Below are 20,882 nucleotides of genomic sequence, written 5' to 3'. Positions count from 1 at the left end.
GTGGGGAGGGCAGCAGGCTATCCGCGGTCCGGCGCACCGCCCCGTGCGGGTACGGGTCGGGGACGGCGGTGCCCGCGGGTAGCCTGCCAGGGTGTCGGCGAGCAGTGGATCGGACCTCTTCAGCGCGGCGGCGGGCGGGCCGGAGCGTGCCGGCGACCTGCGCCCTCCGCTGGCCGTCCGCATGCGTCCGCGCACCCTGGAGGAGGTGGCCGGCCAGGAGGACGTCCTGCGCCCCGGCTCGCCGATGCGCCGCCTCATCGAGGGCGCGGGCGGGCTCGCGGGCCCGCTGTCGGCGATCCTCTGGGGGCCGCCCGGCACCGGCAAGACCACCCTGGCCCATCTCGTGGCGACCGCGGCCGACCGCCGCTTCGTGGAGCTGTCCGCCGTCACGGCCGGTGTCAAGGACGTCCGGCAGGTGATGGACCAGGCGATGCAGGAACGCTCGCTGCACGGACGCCAGACGGTGCTCTTCCTCGACGAGATCCACCGGTTCACCAAGGCGCAGCAGGACGCCCTGCTGCCGGGCGTCGAGAACCGGCTCGTCATCCTGGTGGCGGCGACGACCGAGAACCCCTCGTTCTCGGTGATCGCCCCGCTGCTGTCCCGCTCGGTGCTGGTGCGTCTCGGGCCGCTGGACGACGACCAGGTCCGCGGCGTCATCCGCCGCGCGCTCGCCGACGAGCGCGGTCTGGACGGGGGGTTCACCCTCGACGACGACGCGCTCGACCACCTCGTGCGGATGGCCGGCGGCGACGCGCGCCGGGCCCTCACGACCCTGGAGGCCGCCGCCGGGGTGGCCGCCGACGAGCGTCCCGCGGGCCGGGAGGACCAGCTGGCCGCGATCACGCTCGCCACGGTCGAGCAGGCGATGGCGCACGCCGCGGTCCGCTACGACCGGGCGGGGGACCAGCACTACGACGTCGCCAGCGCCTTCATCAAGTCCATGCGGGGCTCCGACGTCGACGCCGCCCTGCACTACCTCGCCCGGCAGCTGGAGGCGGGGGAGGACCCGCGCTTCATCGCGCGGCGCATCGTCATCGCCGCCAGCGAGGACGTCGGCCTGGGGGACCCGTCGGCCCTGCAGACCGCGGTGGCGGCGCTGCACGCCGTCGCCCAGATCGGGATGCCCGAGGCGCGGATCATCCTGGCGCAGGCGGTCATCCACAACGCCCTCGCGCCCAAGTCCAACGCCGCCTACGCCGCGATCAACGCCGCCATCGCCGACGTCCGGGCCGGCCGGGGCGGGCCGGTGCCCGCCCACCTCCGGGGGAGCGGCTACGCCGGTGCCGAGCGACTGGGGCACGGCAAGGGCTACCGCTACACCCACGACGAGCCCGCCGGCGTCGGCCCGCAGCAGTTCCTCCCTGACGACCTCGCCGAGGCCGACGTCGACTACTACCACCCGACCGGTCGCGGGTGGGAGGAGCGGCTCGGCTCCCGCTGGCGCGAGCTGCGCCGCATCATCCGCGGCCGCTGAGCGGCGCCACGCCCCGGGGCGGTCGGGCCAGGGGACGTCCAGACGTGGCGGCTAGAGTAGGCAGGTCCGTCTGCACCCCGTGAGGAGACCATGGAAACCGCCGAGATCCGCCGTCGCTGGCTGAGGTTCTTCGAGAGCAAGGGCCACGCGGTGGTGCCGAGCGCGCCGCTCGTCTACGACGACCCCAACCTGCTGTTCGTCAACGCCGGGATGGTCCAGTTCAAGCCCTACTTCCTGGGGCAGCAGACGCCCCCGTGGCCGCGCGCCACCAGCGTGCAGAAGTGCGTGCGCACCCTCGACATCGAGGAGGTCGGCAAGACCACCCGCCACGGCACGTTCTTCCAGATGAACGGCAACTTCTCCTTCGGCGACTACTTCAAGGAGGGGGCGATCAGCCACGCCTGGGAGCTGGTCACCGGCTCGCAGGCCGACGGCTACCTCGGCTTCGACCCGGACTCGATCTGGGTGACCGTGCTCGATGGTGACGACGAGGCCGCCGACCTGTGGCACCGCATCGCCGGGCTCCCGCAGGAGCGCATCCAGCGCCGCGGCCTGGCCGACAACTACTGGCACATGGGTGTCCCGGGGCCGGGCGGTCCGTGCAGCGAGATCTACGTCGACCGTGGCCCCGAGCACGGCCCCGACGGTGGCCCGGTCGTCGACGAGGACCGCTTCCTGGAGATCTGGAACCTCGTCTTCATGCAGGAGGAGCTCTCCGCGGTCCGCTCCAAGGTCGACTTCGACATCGCGGGCGAGCTGCCGCGCAAGAACATCGACACGGGTATGGGGCTCGAGCGCGTCGCCTACCTGCTGCAGGGCGTCGACAACCTCTACGAGATCGACGAGGTCTACCCCGTCATCGAGCGCGCCGAGGAGCTCTCCGGCCGCTCCTACGGCGCCGACGGCGAGGACGACGTCCGCTTCCGCGTGGTCGCCGACCACGTGCGCTCCGGCCTGATGCTCATGGGTGACGGCGTCACCCCCGGCAACGAGGGCCGCGGCTACGTGCTGCGCCGGCTGCTGCGCCGCGCGGTCCGCTCGATGCGCCTGCTGGGCGTCCACGACGCCGCGCTGCCCGAGCTGCTGCCCGTCAGCCGTGACGTGATGAGCACCTCCTACCCCGAGCTGGCCCGCGACTGGTCGCGCATCAGCGAGACCGCCTACGCCGAGGAGGAGGCCTTCCGCCGCACCCTGGCCAGCGGGACGACCATCCTCGACACCGCGGTGCGCAAGGCCAAGGAGTCCGGCTCCACCACGCTCGGCGGCGCCGAGGCCTTCCAGCTGCACGACACCTACGGCTTCCCGATCGACCTGACCCTGGAGATGGCCTCCGAGCAGGGCCTGGAGGTCGACGAGGCGGGCTTCCGCGCCCTCATGACCGAGCAGCGCCAGCGGGCCAAGGCCGACGCGAAGTCGAAGAAGGCCGGCCACGGCGGCACCGGCGCCTACCGCGCCCTGGCCGACCGCCTCGGTCGCTCGGTCGAGTTCACCGGCTACGAGCAGATGCGCGGCGACGCGCCCGTCGTCGGGCTCCTGGCCGACGGTCACGAGGTGGACCGCCTCGCGCTCGCCCCGGAGCAGGCCGAGACCGGTGCAGAGGTCGAGCTGGTGCTCGCCCAGACCCCGTTCTACGCCGAGGCCGGTGGTCAGCTGCCCGACCACGGCCTCATCCGGCTCGACTCCGGCGCCGTGGTCCAGGTCACCGACGTCCAGCGCCCGATCCCGGGCCTCATCGTCCACCGCGGGACGCTGCTCGAGGGCGAGCTGGCCGTCGGTCAGACCGCCACGGCCGAGATCGACACGCTGCGGCGCGCGTCCGTGTCCCGGGCGCACACCGCGACGCACATCGTGCACAAGGTGCTCCGCGAGACGCTCGGTGACACCGCGACCCAGGCGGGCTCGGAGAACGCGCCGGGCCGGCTGCGCTTCGACTTCCGCGCCACCCGTGGCCTGTCCCCGGACGAGCTGGCCGCGGTCGAGGCCCGCATCAACGAGCGCCTGATGGACGACCTGCAGGTCAGCGCGGCCGAGATGCCGCTGGCCGAGGCCCGCGAGATGGGCGCCATGGCCCTCTTCGGCGAGCGCTACCCCGACATCGTGCGCGTGGTCTCCGTCGGCGGCCCGTGGTCGCTGGAGCTGTGCGGTGGCACGCACGTGCTCAACTCCGCGCAGCTGTCCCTGGTCAAGATCATGGGCGAGGCCTCGATCGGCTCCGGCGTGCGACGTGTCGAGGCCCTCGTCGGCGCCGACGCCTACCAGCACCTGGCGCGCGAGACGGTGATCGTCAACCAGCTGACCGACACCCTCAAGGTCCGCCCGGACGAGGTCCCCGACCGCGTCGCCCAGCTCATCGCGCGGCTCAAGGACGCCGAGCGCGAGATCGCCCGCGCCAAGGCGCAGCAGGTCCTCGCGGCGGCGAAGGGGCTCACCGACCAGGCGCGCGACGTGGCCGGCGTGACCTTCCTCGGCCACGACCTCGGCGACGGCGCCTCCGGCGACGACCTGCGCCGTCTGGTCACCGACCTGCGGGGCCGTCTCGGCAACGACCGGCCCGTCGTGGTGGCGCTCACCGGCGTCGCCTCGGGCCGCCCCAGCGTCGCGGTCGCGACCAACGAGGCGGCCCGGGAGCGGGGCATCCGCGCTGGTGCCCTGGTCAAGGTGGCCGCGCAGACCCTCGGCGGCGGCGGTGGCGGCAAGGACGACCTCGCCCAGGGCGGCGGTCAGGACCCGACGCGCACCGCGGACGCGCTGCGTCGGGTCGAGGACGCGCTCACGGCGTGACCGGACCAGGACCCGGCGGGGACGCGGCGGGCAGCGGCGTGCTGCTCGGGGTCGACGTGGGCGAGGCCCGCGTCGGCCTCGCCGCGAGCGACCCCGTCGGGCTCCTGGCCCATCCCGTCGCGACCCTGCCCCGCGACCACGAGGGGGGTGCGGACCTCGACGAGATCGCCGCGGAGGTGCTCTCCCGGGGCGCCGTCGCGGTCGTCGTGGGCCTGCCCCGCTCGTTGTCCGGGGCGGAAGGATTGGCCGCGCAGCGTGCCCGGCACTACGCTGACTCCCTGCAGCGGCGCGTGGAGGTGCCGGTGCGCCTGTGGGACGAGCGCCTCACCACCGTGGACGCGCACCGCAACCTGCGCCGCAGCGGGGTGCGGGGCCGTGACCAGCGGAGCGTCGTCGACCAGGCCGCAGCGGTCCTCATCCTCCAGGCGGCGCTCGACGCCCGAAACGCCGGCCGACCGGTCGGCGTCCCCCTGCGGGCGCGCAAGCCCCGGGCCCGGCGGTCCGGACCGACGTAAAGGACACCCATGAGTCAGCCTCCGCACGAGGACTGGGACGAGCACGACGTCCGTGACAGGTCGCGCCCCGTCTTCGACGGCGACGTCCTCGGGCTGCGCCGCGACGTCGAGCACGACGAGTCCCTGGCCTCCGACGTGCTCGACCCCGTCGAGCCCGAGGTGCCGCAGTTCCGTCCGCGCCGCCGGCGCCGCCGCAACCCGATCGGCACGGTCGTGGCCCTGGTGCTCGCCGGGGCGATCGTGGTCACCGCGTCCATCTACACCTTCGGCTGGGTGAGCGACATGCTCCCCAGCATCTCCTTCGGCGAGGAGGCCCCCCAGGACTACGAGGGCGCCGGCACCGGCGAGATCCTCGTCGAGATCCCCCAGGGCGCCGGTGGCGGTCAGATCGCCCAGATCCTGGCCGCCGAGGACGTCGTGGCGTCCTCCGCCGCCTTCACGGCGGCCCTGCAGGCCGACCCACGGTCCGGGTCCATCCAGCCAGGCACCTACCGGATGGCGAGCAAGATGAGCTCCCAGGCGGCGCTCGCGCGCCTGCTCGACGGCAACTACCGCAACATCAACGGCGTCACGATCCGCGAGGGGCTGTGGGTCTCCGAGACCTTCGCGATCCTCGCCGAGGCGACCGGCCACGAGGTGGCCGACTACGAGGCCGTCGACGTCTCCACCCTGGGCCTGCCCGAGGCCGCCGAGGGCGACCTCGAGGGCTTCCTGTTCCCGAGCACCTACGAGTTCGACACCGAGTCGACGCCCGAGGAGCAGCTCAAGGCGATGGTCGACCTCGCCAAGCAGCGCTACGCCCAGATCGGGGTCCCCGAGGACGAGCTGCGCGACGTCATCATCAAGGCCAGCATCGTCCAGGGCGAGGGCATGTTCTCCGAGGACCTGCCCAAGATCGCCCGCGTCGTCGAGAACCGCCTCCAGCCCAACCCGGAGACCAACGGCTACCTGCAGATGGACTCCACGGTCCACTTCATCTACCAGGAGCGCGGCCTGGCGGGCACGACCGACCAGCAGCGGGCCAACGAGGACAAGCACAACACCTACCTCTACGCGGGCCTGCCCGTCGGGCCGATCAACAGCCCGGGCGAGGAGGCGATCCGCGCCGCGATGAACCCCGAGCCCGGCAACTGGCTCTACTTCGTCACGGTCGACCCGTCCACCGGCGAGACCCGGTTCGCCGACGACTACGCGGCCCACCAGGAGAACGTCGCGCTCTTCCAGCAGTGGTGCGCGAACAACCCCGACCAGTGCTGAGCGGGCCGCGGCGGGCGGGCGTGGTCGGCTCGCCGATCTCGCACAGCCTCTCGCCGCTCCTGCACGGCGCCGCCTACGCGGCGCTCGGGCTGGACGGGTGGACGTTCACCGCGCAGGAGGTGCCGGCCGGCGGGCTCCGGTCCTACGTCGAGCAGCTCGGCCCCGGGTGGGTCGGGCTGGCGGTGACCATGCCGCTCAAGGAGGAGGCGCTCGCGCTCGGCACCGAGGTCGGCCCGGCCGCCCGGCTGGCCGGCGCGGCCAACACCCTGGTGCGCCGCGACGGGGGCTGGCTGGCGGACAACACCGACGTCCACGGCGTCGTGCAGGCGCTCACCGAGGCCGGGGCGCTCGCGCCCCGGTCCGCCACCGTGCTCGGCGGGGGCGCGACCGCCCGCTCGACGCTCGTCGCCCTCTCGGAGCTGGGCGTGCAGGAGGTGACCTTCCGGGTGCGCGGCGACCTGCGGCCCGGGACCGCCGCCCTGGCTGGGCAGCTCGGTCTGAGGACCCGTGTCGTCCCCCTCCTCACCGACCCGCTCGTGCTCGACGGCGCCGAGAGCCAGGTCGTCGTGAGCACCCTGCCGCCGACCGCGGAGCCCGGCCCGGTCCTCGCGCCCCCCGATGCCGTGACGCCCGTCGTCATGGACGTCGTCTACCGCCCCTGGCCCAGCCGGTTCGCGACCGCGGTCCGCGAGGCCGCGGGGGGCGAGGGCCTCCCGGTCGCCCGCGGCACGGGCATGCTCCTGCACCAGGCGGTCCGTCAGGTCGAGCTGATGACCGGGCACAATGGCCCGGTCGCCGCGATGCGCGCGGCGCTGGACGGGACGGGGTCGCAGTGACGGAGGTCTGGGTGCCGGTCGCCGTGGGAGCGGTGGCCACGGTCCTCGGCATACCCGTGGGGCGGTGGCTCGAGGCCACCACCTACCGCAAGCCGGACGAGGACGACGTCCCGCACCCGGGCCGTCGCTGGTGGGTGCCGCTCGTCCTCGGCGTCGTCACCGCCTTCGTCGTGCACCGGATCTGGTTCGTCCCCGACGACGCCGTGCCCGGGTGGCCCGTGGCGGCCGTCCTCACCGCCACCGGGCTGGTGATGACCCTGAGCTGCGTGTGCCTGGCGGCGATGGACCTCGACGTGCACCGGCTGCCCGACCGGATCATGTGGCCGACGATGGGTTTCCTCGTCGCGGGCGTGAGCCTGGCGGCGCTGGTCGGCGGCGGTTTCGAGCCGTGGCTGCGCTCGCTGCTGGCGGCGGTCGGGAGCGGCGGGTTCTACTTCCTCCTCGCGCTGCTCTCCCTCGCCCGCGGCTCGCTCGCGCTCGGCCTCGGCGACGTCAAGCTCGCGGTCGTGCTCGGGGGAGTCCTCGGCTGGTTCGGCTGGCCCGAGACCCTCGCGGGCATCTACGCAGGCTTCCTCGTCGGCGGCCTCTTCGCCCTGGCGCTGCTGGTGGGGCGCCGCGTGGGCTGGAAGGACGACTTCGCCTACGGCCCCCCGATGATGGTCGGGGCCCTGCTGGGCCTGCTCCTCGTGCCGCAGGCGGTGGGCGGGCTGCTCTAGCCAGCGTGGGAGAATCTGTGCCCATGCTGCGTTGGTTGACCGCCGGAGAGTCGCACGGGCCCGCCCTGACCGCCGTCCTCGAGGGGCTGCCCGCCGGGGTCCGTGTCGAGCGGGCCGCCGTGGAGGGGGCCCTGGCCCGCCGCCGGCTCGGCTACGGCCGCGGGGCCCGGATGAAGTTCGAGGCCGACCAGCTCAGCTTCCTCGGGGGTCTGCGCCACGGCCTCACCCTCGGATCCCCGCTGGCCCTGCAGATCGCCAACACCGAGTGGGCGAAGTGGGAGGCGGTGATGAGCCCCGAGCCCGTCGAGGACGAGGCCATCCGACGCGCCGACGACGTGGGCGCCCCGCAGGAGCTCGCCCGCAACAAGCCGCTCACCCGCCCCCGCCCCGGTCACGCCGACCTCGTGGGCATGACCAAGTACGGCTTCGACGAGGCCCGACCCGTCCTGGAGCGCGCCTCGGCGCGCGAGACGGCCGCCCGGGTCGCCCTCGGCGCCGTCGCCGCCGCCTTCCTCGAGCAGGCCGTCGGGGTGCGCCTCGTCTCCCACACCGTGAGCATCGGCCGGGCCGGCGTGCCCGACCTGGACGCCGACGCCCCCGACCTCGACGCCCTGCCCGGCCCGGACGACGTCGCCGCGGTCGACGCCGACCCGGTGCGCACCCTCGACCCCGAGCTGTCGGCCGCGATGGTCGCCGAGGTCGACGCCGCCCGCAAGGACGGCGACACCCTCGGCGGGGTGGTCGAGGTGCTCGCCTACGGCCTGCCGCCGGGGCTCGGCTCGCACGTCCACTGGGACCGCCGGCTCGACGCCCGGCTCGCCGCGGCCCTCATGGGCATCCAGGCCATCAAGGGTGTCGAGGTGGGGGAGGGCTTCCGCACCGCCGCCCGCCGCGGCAGCGAGGCCCACGACGAGATCGTCGCCGGCGAGGACGGCCTGGTGCGTCGCGTGAGCCTGCGCAGCGGCGGGACCGAGGGCGGCATGAGCACGGGCGAGGTGCTGCGGGTCCGTGCGGCCATGAAGCCGATCTCCACCGTGCCGCGGGCCCTGCGCACCGTCGACACGACCACGGGGGAGCCCGCCACCGCCATCCACCAGCGCAGCGACGTCTGCGCCGTGCCGGCCGCGGGGGTCGTGGCCGAGGCCATGGTGGCGCTGGTCCTCGCCGACGCCGTGCTGGAGAAGTTCGGCGGCGACTCGGTGGCCGAGGTGGCGCGCAACCACGCCGCCTACCTCGCCGCCGTGCCGCAGCACCTGCGCACGCCCGCGACCGTCCTCGACGGGGAGGAGCGCCCGTGAGCCCCGTCGTCGTCCTCGTCGGCCCCCCCGGGGCGGGCAAGACCACCGTCGGCCGGCTGCTCGCGGAGCGGCTCGGGGTCGACTTCCACGACACCGACGTCGCGATCGAGCGCGCGGCCGGGCGCTCGGTGAGCGACATCTTCGTCCAGGACGGCGAGGCGCACTTCCGCGAGCTCGAGCGGGTCGAGGTCGTGCGGTCCCTCGCCGAGGAGCGTGGTGTGGTCGCGCTCGGCGGCGGCGCCGTCATGCAGGAGACCGTCGCGACCGCGCTGCGGGAGGGCGACCACCGCGTCGCCTTCCTGGACGTGACGATCGCCGACGCCGCGGGGAGGGTCGGCTTCGACGCCTCCCGGCCCCTGCTCGTGGTCAACCCGCGCGCTGCGTGGACCCGCCTCATGAACGCCCGTCGCCCCGTCTACGAGTCGCTCGCGACCGTGCACGTCCAGACCGGGGGTCGCACCCCCGAGGAGGTGGCCGAGGAGCTGCTCGGCGCCCTGGGACTGGAGCCGTGAGCGCACCCGCGACCCGCACCGTCGAGGTCCGCGGCGAGCCGGGATATGCCGTGCACGTCGGCCCGGACGCGCTGGCGCACCTGACCGCCCACGCCAGGGAGGGCCGCCGGGTCCTCCTCGTGGTGCAGCCCGGTCGTGCGCAGCTCGCCGCGCAGGCGGCGGCCGTCCTCGCCGACGCCGGTGCGCGGCCGGTCGTGGTCGAGGTGCCGGACGCCGAGGCCGCCAAGACCGCGCAGGTGCTGGAGTCGTTGTGGCGACGCCTGGGCCAGGAGGGCTTCACCCGCGACGACCTCGTGGTCGGGGTCGGCGGGGGAGCGGTGACCGACCTCGCCGGCTTCGTCGCCGCCACCTGGCTGCGCGGCGTCGAGTCCGTGCTGCTGCCGACGTCCCTGCTCGGGGTCGTCGACGCGGCGGTCGGCGGCAAGACCGGGATCAACACCCCCGAGGGCAAGAACCTCGTCGGCGCCTTCCACCCGCCGCGGGCGGTGCTCTGCGACCCGGCCTGGTTGGCGAGCATGCCCCGCGCCGACTACGTCTCCGGGCTCGCGGAGGTGGTCAAGGCCGGCTTCATCGCCGATCCGGTCATCCTCGACCTGGTCGAGGCCGACCCCGTGGCGGCGGGCGACCCGACGGCCGCCCCCGGGCTCGCGGTCGAGCTGATCACCCGCGCGGTGCGCGTCAAGGCCGAGGTGGTGGCGGCCGACCTCCGCGAGGCCTCGCTGCGCGAGATCCTCAACTACGGCCACACCTTCGGGCACGCCGTGGAGCAGGTCGAGGACTACCGCTGGCGCCACGGCGACGCCGTCGCCGTCGGCATGGTCTTCGTCGCCGAGCTCGCACACCGGGCCGGCCTCGTCGACCAGGCCCTGCTCGAGCGGCACCGCACGGTGCTGGGGTCGCTGGGCCTGCCCACGGCATACCCCGGCCCGGACCGGTGGGAGGAGCTGCGCACGGCGATGGCCCGCGACAAGAAGTCCCGGGGCAGCACGCTGCGGTTCGTGGCTCTCGAGGGCCTGGCGAGCCCCACCCGCCTGGAGGCCCCGGACGAGGCGCTGCTGCGGGAGGCCTACGAGGCGGTCCGCCGACCCCGGTGACGCCTCGGGCGTGCCGGAGGGGCCTCCGGCGCCGCTAGACTTGCCCGGGTTCGGGCCCCAGCGGCCCGCCCTACCTACCTTCGACCCCGATTGTGAGAGCGACGAGACGTGGCGACGACGAACGACCTGAAGAACGGCATGGTCCTGGACATGGACAACGGGCTGTGGCAGGTGCTGGAGTTCCAGCACGTCAAGCCCGGCAAGGGTCCGGCGTTCGTGCGCACCAAGCTCAAGAACGTCACCTCCGGCAAGATCATCGACAAGACTTTCAACGCCGGCACCAAGGTCGAGACCGCGACGGTGGACCGTTCGGACTTCCAGTACCTCTACAACGACGGCACCGACTACATCTTCATGGACGAGAAGACCTACGAGCAGGTCCACGTCTCGCCCGAGGTCATGGGTGATGCCGCCAAGTTCCTCCTGGAGAACGGCCGGGCGATGATCGCCCAGCACGACGGCCAGGTGCTCTACGTCGAGCTGCCGGCCTCCGTCGTCCTGGAGATCACCCACACCGAGCCCGGCCTGCAGGGCGACCGCTCCACCGGTGGCACCAAGCCCGCCACCGTGGAGACCGGCGCCGAGATCCAGGTGCCGCTCTTCCTCGAGACCGGCACCAAGGTCAAGGTCGACACGCGTGACGGTTCCTACCTCGGCCGCGTGAACTGACGTGGCGGCCCGCACCAAGGCGCGCAAGCGGGCCCTCGAGCTGCTCTTCGAGGCCGAGCAGCGCGGCCTCAACGTCGGCGACCTGCTCGAGCAGCGGGTCGCGGCGCCGACCACCCAGCACCCGCTGCCGGAGTATGCCGTGCAGCTGGTGCGGGGCGTGCTCGAGCGCTGGTCGCAGATCGACGAGATCCTGACGACCTACTCCCAGGGCTGGACCCTCGAGCGCATGGCCGCGGTCGACCGGGCCGCCCTGCGCCTGGGCGTGTGGGAGATCCTCTGGAACGACGAGGTGCCCGACTCCGTGGCGATCTCCGAGGCCGTGTCGCTCGTCGAGGCGCTGTCCACGGACGACTCGCCCCGCTTCGTCAACGGCCTGCTGGCGCGCGTCTCCGAGGTCCGGGACACGCTGGTCTGACCGCCGCCGCCCGGTCGACGCGCCCTCAGCGCGCGTCCCGGGCGGCGCGGAAGGCCCGCACCGCGGCGTTGATCGTCGCGTAGGGGTGCAGCGGCCCCTCGGGGGCCAGCAGCCCGACCCGGCGCAGCCGGTCCAGCACCTTGGCGTTGCCGCGCGCGACCGCGACCCGCTGCAGCCCCTCGGTCCGCAACGCCTCCACCAGGTCGCCGAGCTCGTCGAGCGCCGTCGCGTCCAGGTCGCCCACGCCCTCGAGGTCGAGCACGAGCCACTCCTCCTCGCCCGGGTTGGCCTCCAGCGTCGCGAGCACGCGGCTGCGGAAGCGCTCGGCGTTGAGGAAGAACAGCGGCGCGTCGAACCGGTAGACGAGCAGGCCCGGCTCGACCCGCGCCCGCGGGTCCGTCTCGACCTCCACCCAGCCGTCGAGGTCGGGCCGGTCGCCCAGCACCGCGTCGTGCGGGCGCGCCATCCGGGCGAGCGCCACGAGGACCGACAGCCCGACGGCCACGAGCACCCCGACGAGGACGTCCGCGACGATCACGCCGAGCGCCGCGACGCCGGCCAGCAGGGCCTCCGAGCGGCTCACCCGCCACAGCGAGCGGTAGCCGGGGACGTCGATGATCGCGATCGCCGCCGCGACGACGACGGCCGCCAGCGCGGCACGCGGCACCTGCCCGAGCGCCGGTCCGAGGAAGAGCAGGGTGGCCGCCACCAGCACGGCGGCGGTGAGCGAGACGACCTGGGTCCTGCTGCCGAGGGCGGCCGGGACGGCGGTGCGGCTGGCGCTGGAGGAGACCGGGAAGCCCTGGGTCAGGCCCGAGGAGAGGTTGGTCAGGCCCAGCGCGAGCAGCTCCTGGTTGGGGTCCACGCGGTAGCCCTGTCTGGCCGCGACGGACCGGGCGGTGAGGACGTTGTCGGTGAAGCCGACGAGCACGATGCCCGCTGCCACGGGCAGCAGGGCCACGAGGTCGCCCGCGCCCACGAGGGGAAGGGCCGGCACGGGCAGGCCCTGCGGGACCTCGCCGACGAGCGGCACCCCGGCGCCGTCGGGGAGCAGGGCGACGACCACGGTGGCGGCCCCGACCGCGACGAGCGCACCGGGCACGCGGGGGGCCACAGTGCGCAGGACGAGCACCACGGCCAGCGAGCCGGCGCCGACGGCGAGCGTGGGCAGGTGCACCGACCCCAGTCCCTGGGCCAGCTGCAGGACGCGGGGGAAGAAGCGGTCAGCGGTGATCGGGACGCCGCTGAAGGCGGCGACCTGGCTCGAGAGCAGCGTCAGGCCCACCCCGGTGATGTAGCCGACGAGCACCGGCTTGGACAGCACCGAGGCGACGAAACCCAGCCGGGCGACGGCTCCGAGCACCGCGATCGCCCCAACGAGCAGGGCCAGCGCCGCCATCAGCACGACGTAGCGCGCAGGGTCGCCCGAGGCGATCGCGCCGACCCCGGTGGCGGCCAGGATGGCGGTCCCCGGCTCGGGCCCGACGCCCAGGTGCCGGCTGGTGCCGACGAGGGCGTAGACCACCAGGGGCACCAGCACGGCGTAGAAGCCGTGGACCGGCGGAAGTCCTGCGAGCTCGGCGTAGGCCATCGACTGGGGGACCAGCATGGCGCCCACGGTGGCCCCGGCGACGAGGTCCGGACGCCACCATCCGCGCTGGTAGGAGCGCAGGACGGCCAGTCCCGGCAGGACGTTCACGCCTCGACGGTAGTGCACCACGGCGGGGCCCCGGGCGAGGGGTCCGGGGCGGGGGAGTATGGTGGCACCACCGCAAACCATCCTTTAACCACCGTCCAGCGAGGCGGGGAAGGAGACGGGCTGTTGAGTGCTGCCCACCCCTCCGCGGATCCAGGACGCATCGTCCTGTCCAGCGATGACATCAACCGGGCCGTGCGGCGTATCGCCCACGAGATCCTCGAGGCCAACAAGGGTCCGGAGGGCCTGCTGCTGCTGGGGATCCCCACGCGTGGCGCCCACCTCGCCCGCCGCCTCGCCGAGGCCCTCCGTCAGGTCGAGGGCACCGAGGTGCCCGTCGGGTCGCTCGACGTGACCATGTACCGCGACGACCTGCGCTCCCAGCCCACGCGGGCGGTGGAGCCCACCCACATCCCCGGCGACGGGGTCGACGGGCGCGTGGTCGTGCTCGTCGACGACGTCCTCTACTCCGGGCGCACCGTGCGCGCCGCCCTCGACGCGCTGGCCGACCTGGGCCGGCCCCGGGCGGTCCGGCTGGCGGTCCTCGTGGACCGGGGGCACCGCGAGCTGCCGATCCGTGCCGACTACGTCGGCAAGAACCTGCCGACGGCCCAGAGCGAGCGCGTCATGGTGCGCCTCGCCGAGCACGACGGTGCGGAGGCCGAGGGCGTGCGGATCGCCGGGCCGGCCGCTCCTGCCGGGGCGGGGGCGGGGGAGTGAAGCACCTGCTCTCGATCGCGGACCTGTCCCGCGAGGAGATCCTCGGCGTCCTCGACACGGCAGCCTCCATGCACGAGGTCCAGCACCGCGACGTCAAGAAGCTGCCGACCCTGCGCGGCCGCACGATCATCAACTTCTTCTTCGAGGACTCCACCCGGACCCGGAGCAGCTTCGAGATCGCCGGCAAGTGGCTCAGCGCCGACACCATCAACCTCACGGGCAAGGGCACCTCGGTGTCCAAGGGCGAGAGCCTGCGCGACACGGTGATGACGGTCGACGCGATGGGCGTGGACATGCTCATCGTCCGGCACCCCGCCAGCGGCGCCCCGGCGCAGATCGCCGACTGGGTCGACTGCTCCGTCGTCAACGCCGGCGACGGCACGCACGAGCACCCCTCGCAGGCGCTGCTCGACGCCTACACGATGCGCAGGGCGCTGGGTGACCTCGAGGGTCGCCACGTCGCGATCGTCGGAGACCTGACCCACTCGCGGGTGCTGCGCTCCAACCTGCTGTGCCTGCGCGCCCTCGGCGCCCACGTCACGCTCGTCGCGCCGCCGACGCTCATGCCCAGCGGCATCGGTGCCTGGGCCGCGGTCGACGGCTTCGACACCTCCTACGACCTCGACGCCGTCCTGCCGACCGTCGACGCGGTGATGATGCTCCGCGTCCAGCGTGAGCGCATGAGCGGTGGCTACTTCCCGACGGCCAAGGAGTATGCCGTCACCTACGGGCTCACGGCGCGGCGCCTGGGCCTGCTCCAGGACCACGCGGTCATCTGCCACCCCGGTCCGATGAACCGGGGCCTGGAGATCTCCGCCGACGCCGCCGACGCGGCCCGCTCCCTGGTCCTCGACCAGGTCTCCGCGGGCGTCGCGGTGCGCATGTCGATCCTCTACCACCTCCTCGCCGGCGAAGGCAGCGACTCGTGACCCGACCCTCTCCCACCGCTCCCCGACCCGTCCTCGTCGAGGGCGCCGACATCCAGGGCGAGGGGGTGCAGGACGTGCTCGTCGTCGACGGGCGCATCGCGGCCGTCGGACCTGACGCCGCGTCGGAGGCCCCCTCGGGCGTGCAGCGCCTGGCCGCCTCCGGCCTGGTCCTGCTCCCCGGCCTGGTCGACCTGCACACCCACCTGCGCGAGCCCGGCCGCGAGGACGCCGAGACCGTCTCGACCGGCTCCCAGGCCGCCGCGGCCGGCGGCTTCACGGCCGTGCTCGCCATGGCCAACACCGACCCGGTCACCGACAACGTCGAGGTCGCCGAGCGGGTCCTCGACCTGGGCCGCCGCGCCGGCTACGTCGACGTCCACCCGGTCGGGGCCGTCACGAAGGGGCTGGGCGGCGAGGAGCTCGCCGAGCTCGGGCTCATGGCGCGCTCCCGCGCCCGCGTCCGGGTGTTCTCCGACGACGGCCGGTGCGTCCACGACGCGCGTGTCATGCGCCGCGCGCTCGAGTACGTCAAGAGCTTCGACGGCGTCATCTCCCAGCACAGCCAGGACCCGAGCCTGGCCGGGGCCGCCGCCTGCTGCCACGAGGGCGAGCTGTCCGGGCGGCTGGGCCTGCCGGGCTGGCCCTCGGTCGCCGAGGAGACCATCGTCGCCCGCGACGTCATGCTCGCCCGCCACACCGGCTCCCGGGTGCACGTCGCCCACGTGTCGACGGCCGGCAGCGTGGAGGTGCTGCGCTGGGCCAAGGCCCAGGGCATCGACGTCACCGCCGAGGTGACGCCGCACCACCTCATGCTGACCACGGACCTGCTCGCCGGCTACGACCCCGTCTACAAGGTCAACCCGCCGCTGCGCCCGACCGAGGACGCGCTGGTCCTGCAGGAGGCGCTCGCCGACGGCACGATCGACGCGGTCGCCACCGACCACGCGCCGCACGTGCGCCACGACAAGGAGCACGCCTTCGTCGACGCCGCCTTCGGCATGCTCGGGCTGGAGACGGCCCTGCCGGTCGTCAGCACCGTCATGGTGCGGTCCGGGCGCATGGGCTGGGCCGACGTCGCCCGGGCGATGTCCACCACCCCCGCGCGCATCGCCAGGCTGGCCGACCAGGGCCAGGGTGTGCGCGTCGGCGCCCCGGCCAACCTCACGCTCGTCGACCCCGACCGCGAGACCACCGTCGACAGAGCACTGTCCAAGTCGCTCTCGCGCAACAACCCCTGGCACGGCCGCACCCTCGTCGGCGCCGTGCACCTGACCATGCTGCGCGGCCGCGTGACCGCCCGCGAGGGCCTGGTGTGGGGCAACGAGGACGTCACCGAGGAGGAGCTGTGAGGACACCCGACCAGGCCACCGACCGGAGCCCGGTCCCGCCCGCCGAGGCCGTCCTCGTGCTGGAGGACGGCCGCACCTTCCGCGGCGAGGCCTACGGCGCGGTGGGGCGGACGGTGGGGGAGGCGGTCTTCTCCACCGGCATGACCGGCTACCAGGAGACGCTGACCGACCCGTCCTACCACCGGCAGGTCATCGTCATGACCGCGCCCCACATCGGCAACACCGGCGTCAACAGCGCCGACATGGAGAGCCGACGCATCTGGGCCGCCGGCCTCGTCGTCCGCGACCCGGCGCTGCGCCCCTCCAACTGGCGCGCCCAGGGTCCCCTGGAGAACGCGCTCCGCGACGCGGGCGTCGTCGGCATCAGCGGGGTCGACACCCGCGCCCTGACCCGCCACCTGCGCGACCGCGGTGCCATGCGCGTCGGCATCTTCTCGGGGGAGGCCGCCGGGCGGCCCCACGAGGAGCTGCTCCGCACCGTCACCGAGGCGCCCCGGATGGCGGGCTCGGCGCTCGCCGCCGAGGTGAGCACCGACCAGCCCTACGTCGTCTCGCCGCCCGAGGGCGTCCCGGTCCGCTACACGGTCGCGGCCCTCGACCTCGGCATCAAGGGCACCACGCCGGCCCTCATGGCCGAGCGGGGCGTGCGCGTCCACGTGCTGCCCGCCACGAGCACCTTCGAGGACGTCCTCGCGGTCCAGCCCGACGGCGTCTTCTTCTCCAACGGTCCGGGCGACCCGGCCACCGCCGACCACGAGGTCGGGCTGCTGCGCCAGGTCCTCGACGCCGGTATGCCGTTCTTCGGCATCTGCTTCGGCAACCAGCTGCTGGGCCGGGCCCTCGGCCTGGGCACCTACAAGCTGCCCTTCGGGCACCGGGGCATCAACCAGCCGGTCCTGGACCGGTCCACCGGCAAGGTGGAGGTCACCGCGCACAACCACGGCTTCGCCGTGGCGTGGCCCGAGGGCGTGCCGACCGACCAGCCGACGGAGACGCCCTACGGCCCGGTCGTCTGCTCGCACATCGCCCTGAACGACGACGTCGTGGAGGGCCTGCACTGCCAGGCGGTGCCGGCCTTCTCCGTGCAGTACCACCCCGAGGCCGCGGCCGGGCCGCACGACGCCGCCTACCTCTTCGACCGGTTCCTGACCCTGATGGACCGACGACGCGGCGACGCAGGTCCCGCCGGCCCCGGCGGGCCGGGGACGACCGCCCCCACCACCACGACCCACGAGGAGAACAACCGTGCCCAGGCGTGAGGACATCCGGAGCGTCCTGGTCATCGGCTCCGGGCCGATCGTCATCGGCCAGGCGGCGGAGTTCGACTACTCCGGCACGCAGGCCTGCCGCGTGCTCCGCGAGGAGGGCGTGCGCGTCGTCCTGGTCAACTCCAACCCCGCGACGATCATGACCGACCCCGGCGTCGCCGACGCCACCTACGTCGAGCCCATCACCCCCGAGATCGTCGAGGCGATCATCGCCAAGGAGCGTCCGGACGCCGTCCTGGCCACCCTCGGCGGGCAGACGGCGCTCAACACCGCGATCGCCCTGCACGAGGCCGGGGTCCTGGAGAAGTACGGCTGCCCGCTCATCGGCGCCGACGTGCGCGCGATCCAGCTGGGCGAGGACCGCCAGCTCTTCAAGGGCGTCGTCGAGCGCTGCGGCGCGGAGGTCGCCCGGTCGGCCATCTGCCACACGATGGACGAGGTCCTGGCCGCCGCGGAGGACCTCGGCTACCCGGTCGTCGTCCGCCCGTCGTTCACCATGGGCGGCCTGGGCTCGGGCTTCGCCCACGACGAGGAGTCGCTGCGCCGCATCGCCGGCGCCGGCCTGCAGGACAGCCCGACCACCGAGGTGCTCCTGGAGGAGTCGATCCTCGGCTGGAAGGAGTACGAGCTCGAGATCATGCGCGACCACGCGGACAACGTCGTGGTCGTCTGCTCGATCGAGAACCTCGACCCGATGGGCGTGCACACCGGGGACTCCATCACCGTCGCCCCGGCGATGACGCTCACCGACCGGGAGTACCAGCGGCTGCGCGACATCGGCATCGCGGTCATCCGCGAGGTCGGCGTCGACACCGGCGGCTGCAACATCCAGTTCGCGGTCAACCCCGAGGACGGCCGGGTGATCGTCATCGAGATGAACCCCCGCGTCTCCCGCTCCTCGGCGCTGGCGTCCAAGGCCACCGGCTTCCCGATCGCCAAGATCGCCGCCAAGATGGCGCTGGGCTACACCCTCGACGAGGTCCCCAACGACATCACCTCCGGCGGGGCCGGGTCCGGCGAGTTCTACTCGGCCGCCTTCGAGCCGGCGCTCGACTACGTCGCGGTCAAGGTGCCCCGCTTCGCCTTCGAGAAGTTCCCGGCCGCCGATCCCACCCTCACCACCACCATGAAGTCGGTGGGCGAGGTCATGGCGCTCGGCCGCAGCTTCGCCGAGGCGCTGCAGAAGGCCCTCCGCTCGGTGGAGCGGCGCGGCAGCTCCTTCCACTGGCGCGAGGAGGAGATGCCGACCCCCGAGATGGCGAGGGCGCTGCTCGACCAGGCCCGCACGCCGACCGACGGGCGCCTCGTGCTCGTCCAGCAGGCGATGCGCGGCGGCTGCACCGTCGAGGAGGTCCACGACGCCACCGGGATCGACCCCTGGTTCCTCGACCAGATCGCCCTGGTCAACGGGATCGCCGAGGAGGTGCGCAGCACCGCCCGCGCCGCCTCCGGCGGGCAGCTCACCCCCGCGCTGCTGCGCCGTGCCAAGCGGCACGGCTTCTCCGACGCCCAGCTCTCGGGGCTGACCGGCATGACCGAGGCCGTCGTCCGCGGCGTCCGGCACGCCCTGGGTGTCCGGCCGGTCTACAAGACCGTTGACACCTGCGCGGGCGAGTTCGTGGCCCGCACGCCCTACCACTACTCCTCCTACGACGAGGAGACCGAGATCGCGCCGCGCGAGCGGCCGGCGGTGATCATCCTGGGCTCGGGCCCCAACCGCATCGGGCAGGGCGTGGAGTTCGACTACTCCTGCGTGCACGCCTCGCTCGCGCTGCGCGAGCACGGTTTCGACACCGTGATGGTCAACTGCAACCCCGAGACCGTCTCGACCGACTACGACACCTCCAGCCGCCTCTACTTCGAGCCGCTCACGCTCGAGGACGTGCTCGAGGTCGTCCACGCCGAGCGTCAGGCCGGCCCGCTGGCTGGCGTGATCGTGCAGCTCGGCGGGCAGACCCCGCTGGGGCTGGCCGCGGCGCTCAAGGCCGAGGGCGTGCCGGTGGTGGGCACCTCGCCGGAGGCGATCCACCTGGCGGAGGACCGGGGCGCCTTCGGCCGCATCCTCGCCGAGACCGGCCTCACCGCGCCGCGCCACGGCATCGCCTACTCGGTCGACGAGGCGCTCGAGGTCGCGCACGAGATCGGCTACCCCGTCCTCGTGCGGCCCTCCTACGTCCTGGGAGGCCGGGGCATGGAGATCGTCTACGACGACGAGACCCTCGCCGCCTACGTCGGGCGGGCCACCAAGGCCTCGCCCGAGCACCCGGTGCTCGTCGACCGCTTCCTGGACACCGCGGTGGAGATCGACGTCGACGCGATCTACGACGGTCACGACCTCTACGTCGGCGGCATCATGGAGCACATCGAGGAGGCCGGCATCCACTCCGGCGACTCGGCCTGCGTGCTGCCGCCGTTCACCCTCGGCCGCAGCGAGCTGGAGCAGGTCCGCGAGGCCACGCGTCGGCTCGCCGACGCCATCGGCGTGCGCGGCCTGATCAACGTGCAGTTCGCCCTCGCGCAGGACGTCCTCTACGTGCTCGAGGCCAACCCGCGCGCCAGCCGCACGGTCCCGTTCGTCGCGAAGGCGACCGGGGTGGCCCTGGCCCGGGCCGCCGCCCGCGTCATGCTCGGCGCCACCATCGCCGAGCTTCGCGAGGAGGGCGTCCTGCCCCGCGAGACCGACGGCGGGTCGATGCCCACCGACGCGCCCTTCTCGGTCAAGGAGGCGATCCTGCCGTTCCGGCGCTTCCGCACCCAGACGGGTCAGGCCGTGGACTCGATCCTCGGGCCCGAGATGCGCTCGACCGGTGAGGTCATGGGCATCGACGCGAGCTTCGGCGCGGCCTTCGCCAAGAGCCAGCTGCGGGCGGGCTCCAGCCTGCCGACCCGGGGCACGGTCTTCGTGTCCGTGGCCAACCGGGACAAGCGTTCGATGATCTTCCCGGTCAAGCGCCTGGTGGACCTCGGCTTCACCGTGATCGCCACCGCCGGCACCGCCGACGTACTGCGCCGCAACGGCATCTCTGCCAGGGTGGTCCGCAAGCACGGCGACGGGCAGGGCCGGGGAGGGGAGCCCACGGTGGTCGACCTGATCACGGCCGGCGAGGTGGACATGGTGATCAACACGCCGTCCGGCCGGGACGCCCGGGCGGACGGCTACGCCATCCGTGCCGCCACCACGAGCCTGGACAAGCCGATCATCACGACCGTGCAGCAGCTCGCCGCCGCCGTGCTCGGCATCGAGGCGATGCGCGAGGGCCCGCTCACCGTGGCGTCGCTGCAGGAGCACTCCGGGCGCCTGGACCTCTTCTCGCGAGGGGCCGCCGAGCGGTCCGCGGTCTGACCCGGCC

General features: G+C 73.8%; 17 protein-coding genes. 16 read left to right on the top strand and 1 reads right to left on the bottom strand.

The features are described 5' to 3' along the window. Positions 1-181: 181 nt before the first annotated feature. From FB476_RS09655 to nusB, 11 genes are all read left to right on the top strand, one after another. Entirely contained in the window at positions 182-1,477 is a 1,296-nt protein-coding gene (locus tag FB476_RS09655; protein WP_141818575.1) for a replication-associated recombination protein A, read from the top strand. Positions 1,478-1,567: 90 nt separating this feature from the next. After that, positions 1,568-4,258: an alanine--tRNA ligase gene (alaS, locus tag FB476_RS09650; protein ID WP_141818574.1), complete on the top strand. Its 2,691-nt coding sequence runs from the start codon at positions 1,568-1,570 to the stop codon at positions 4,256-4,258. Further along, the gene (gene ruvX / locus FB476_RS09645; RefSeq protein ID WP_141818573.1) at positions 4,255-4,773 is read left to right on the top strand and encodes a Holliday junction resolvase RuvX; all 519 of its coding nucleotides are present in this window, start codon (positions 4,255-4,257) and stop codon (positions 4,771-4,773) included. Before alaS ends, ruvX begins: the two co-directional genes overlap by 4 nt. A 9-nt stretch (positions 4,774-4,782) precedes the next feature. Then, positions 4,783-6,030 carry an endolytic transglycosylase MltG gene (gene mltG, locus FB476_RS09640; protein WP_141818572.1) on the top strand — a complete coding sequence of 416 codons (1,248 nt, stop codon included), beginning with the start codon at positions 4,783-4,785 and terminating at the stop codon, positions 6,028-6,030. After that, positions 6,024-6,866, top strand: coding sequence for a shikimate dehydrogenase (locus FB476_RS09635; protein ID WP_202876947.1), 843 nt, complete (start codon positions 6,024-6,026; stop codon positions 6,864-6,866). Before mltG ends, FB476_RS09635 begins: the two co-directional genes overlap by 7 nt. Beyond that, positions 6,863-7,582, top strand: a complete 720-nt coding sequence (locus FB476_RS09630) for a prepilin peptidase (RefSeq protein WP_141818571.1) — start codon at positions 6,863-6,865, stop codon at positions 7,580-7,582. Before FB476_RS09635 ends, FB476_RS09630 begins: the two co-directional genes overlap by 4 nt. A gap of 23 nt (positions 7,583-7,605) precedes the next feature. Beyond that, complete coding sequence (aroC, locus tag FB476_RS09625) at positions 7,606-8,880, top strand: chorismate synthase (protein WP_141818570.1); 1,275 nt, start codon at positions 7,606-7,608, stop codon at positions 8,878-8,880. Continuing rightward, complete coding sequence (locus FB476_RS09620; protein ID WP_141818569.1) at positions 8,877-9,392, top strand: shikimate kinase; 516 nt, start codon at positions 8,877-8,879, stop codon at positions 9,390-9,392. Before aroC ends, FB476_RS09620 begins: the two co-directional genes overlap by 4 nt. After that, positions 9,389-10,486: a 3-dehydroquinate synthase gene (gene aroB / locus FB476_RS09615; RefSeq protein ID WP_141818568.1), complete on the top strand. Its 1,098-nt coding sequence runs from the start codon at positions 9,389-9,391 to the stop codon at positions 10,484-10,486. Before FB476_RS09620 ends, aroB begins: the two co-directional genes overlap by 4 nt. A 108-nt stretch (positions 10,487-10,594) precedes the next feature. Further along, complete coding sequence (efp, locus tag FB476_RS09610) at positions 10,595-11,155, top strand: elongation factor P (RefSeq protein WP_141818567.1); 561 nt, start codon at positions 10,595-10,597, stop codon at positions 11,153-11,155. A 1-nt stretch (position 11,156) separates the two neighbouring features. Then, positions 11,157-11,570, top strand: coding sequence for a transcription antitermination factor NusB (gene nusB, locus FB476_RS09605; RefSeq protein ID WP_141818566.1), 414 nt, complete (start codon positions 11,157-11,159; stop codon positions 11,568-11,570). A gap of 25 nt (positions 11,571-11,595) precedes the next feature. Here nusB and FB476_RS09600 read toward each other — a convergent pair whose 3' ends face one another. Further along, entirely contained in the window at positions 11,596-13,269 is a 1,674-nt protein-coding gene (locus FB476_RS09600) for a SulP family inorganic anion transporter (RefSeq protein WP_170233585.1), read from the bottom strand. Between the two features lie 123 nt (positions 13,270-13,392). On the opposite strand from FB476_RS09600, the gene pyrR reads away from it, so the two are divergent. From pyrR to carB, 5 genes are read left to right on the top strand one after another with little or no spacing between them, the layout of a single operon-like run. Beyond that, the gene (pyrR, locus tag FB476_RS09595) at positions 13,393-13,986 is read left to right on the top strand and encodes a bifunctional pyr operon transcriptional regulator/uracil phosphoribosyltransferase PyrR (RefSeq protein WP_141818564.1); all 594 of its coding nucleotides are present in this window, start codon (positions 13,393-13,395) and stop codon (positions 13,984-13,986) included. After that, the gene (locus tag FB476_RS09590; protein ID WP_141818563.1) at positions 13,983-14,915 is read left to right on the top strand and encodes an aspartate carbamoyltransferase catalytic subunit; all 933 of its coding nucleotides are present in this window, start codon (positions 13,983-13,985) and stop codon (positions 14,913-14,915) included. The genes pyrR and FB476_RS09590 overlap by 4 nt, the downstream gene beginning before the upstream one ends. Next, positions 14,912-16,264 carry a dihydroorotase gene (locus FB476_RS09585; protein WP_141818562.1) on the top strand — a complete coding sequence of 451 codons (1,353 nt, stop codon included), beginning with the start codon at positions 14,912-14,914 and terminating at the stop codon, positions 16,262-16,264. Before FB476_RS09590 ends, FB476_RS09585 begins: the two co-directional genes overlap by 4 nt. After that, the gene (gene carA / locus FB476_RS09580; RefSeq protein ID WP_141818561.1) at positions 16,261-17,523 is read left to right on the top strand and encodes a glutamine-hydrolyzing carbamoyl-phosphate synthase small subunit; all 1,263 of its coding nucleotides are present in this window, start codon (positions 16,261-16,263) and stop codon (positions 17,521-17,523) included. The genes FB476_RS09585 and carA overlap by 4 nt, the downstream gene beginning before the upstream one ends. Next, the gene (carB, locus tag FB476_RS09575) at positions 17,510-20,875 is read left to right on the top strand and encodes a carbamoyl-phosphate synthase large subunit (protein WP_141818560.1); all 3,366 of its coding nucleotides are present in this window, start codon (positions 17,510-17,512) and stop codon (positions 20,873-20,875) included. The genes carA and carB overlap by 14 nt, the downstream gene beginning before the upstream one ends. The last annotated feature ends 7 nt before the right edge of the window (positions 20,876-20,882 follow it).

The organism is Ornithinimicrobium humiphilum, assembly GCF_006716885.1.
In the GTDB taxonomy this organism is placed as follows: domain Bacteria; phylum Actinomycetota; class Actinomycetes; order Actinomycetales; family Dermatophilaceae; genus Ornithinicoccus; species Ornithinicoccus humiphilus.
This window is presented reverse-complemented; position numbering and strand designations above follow the sequence as displayed.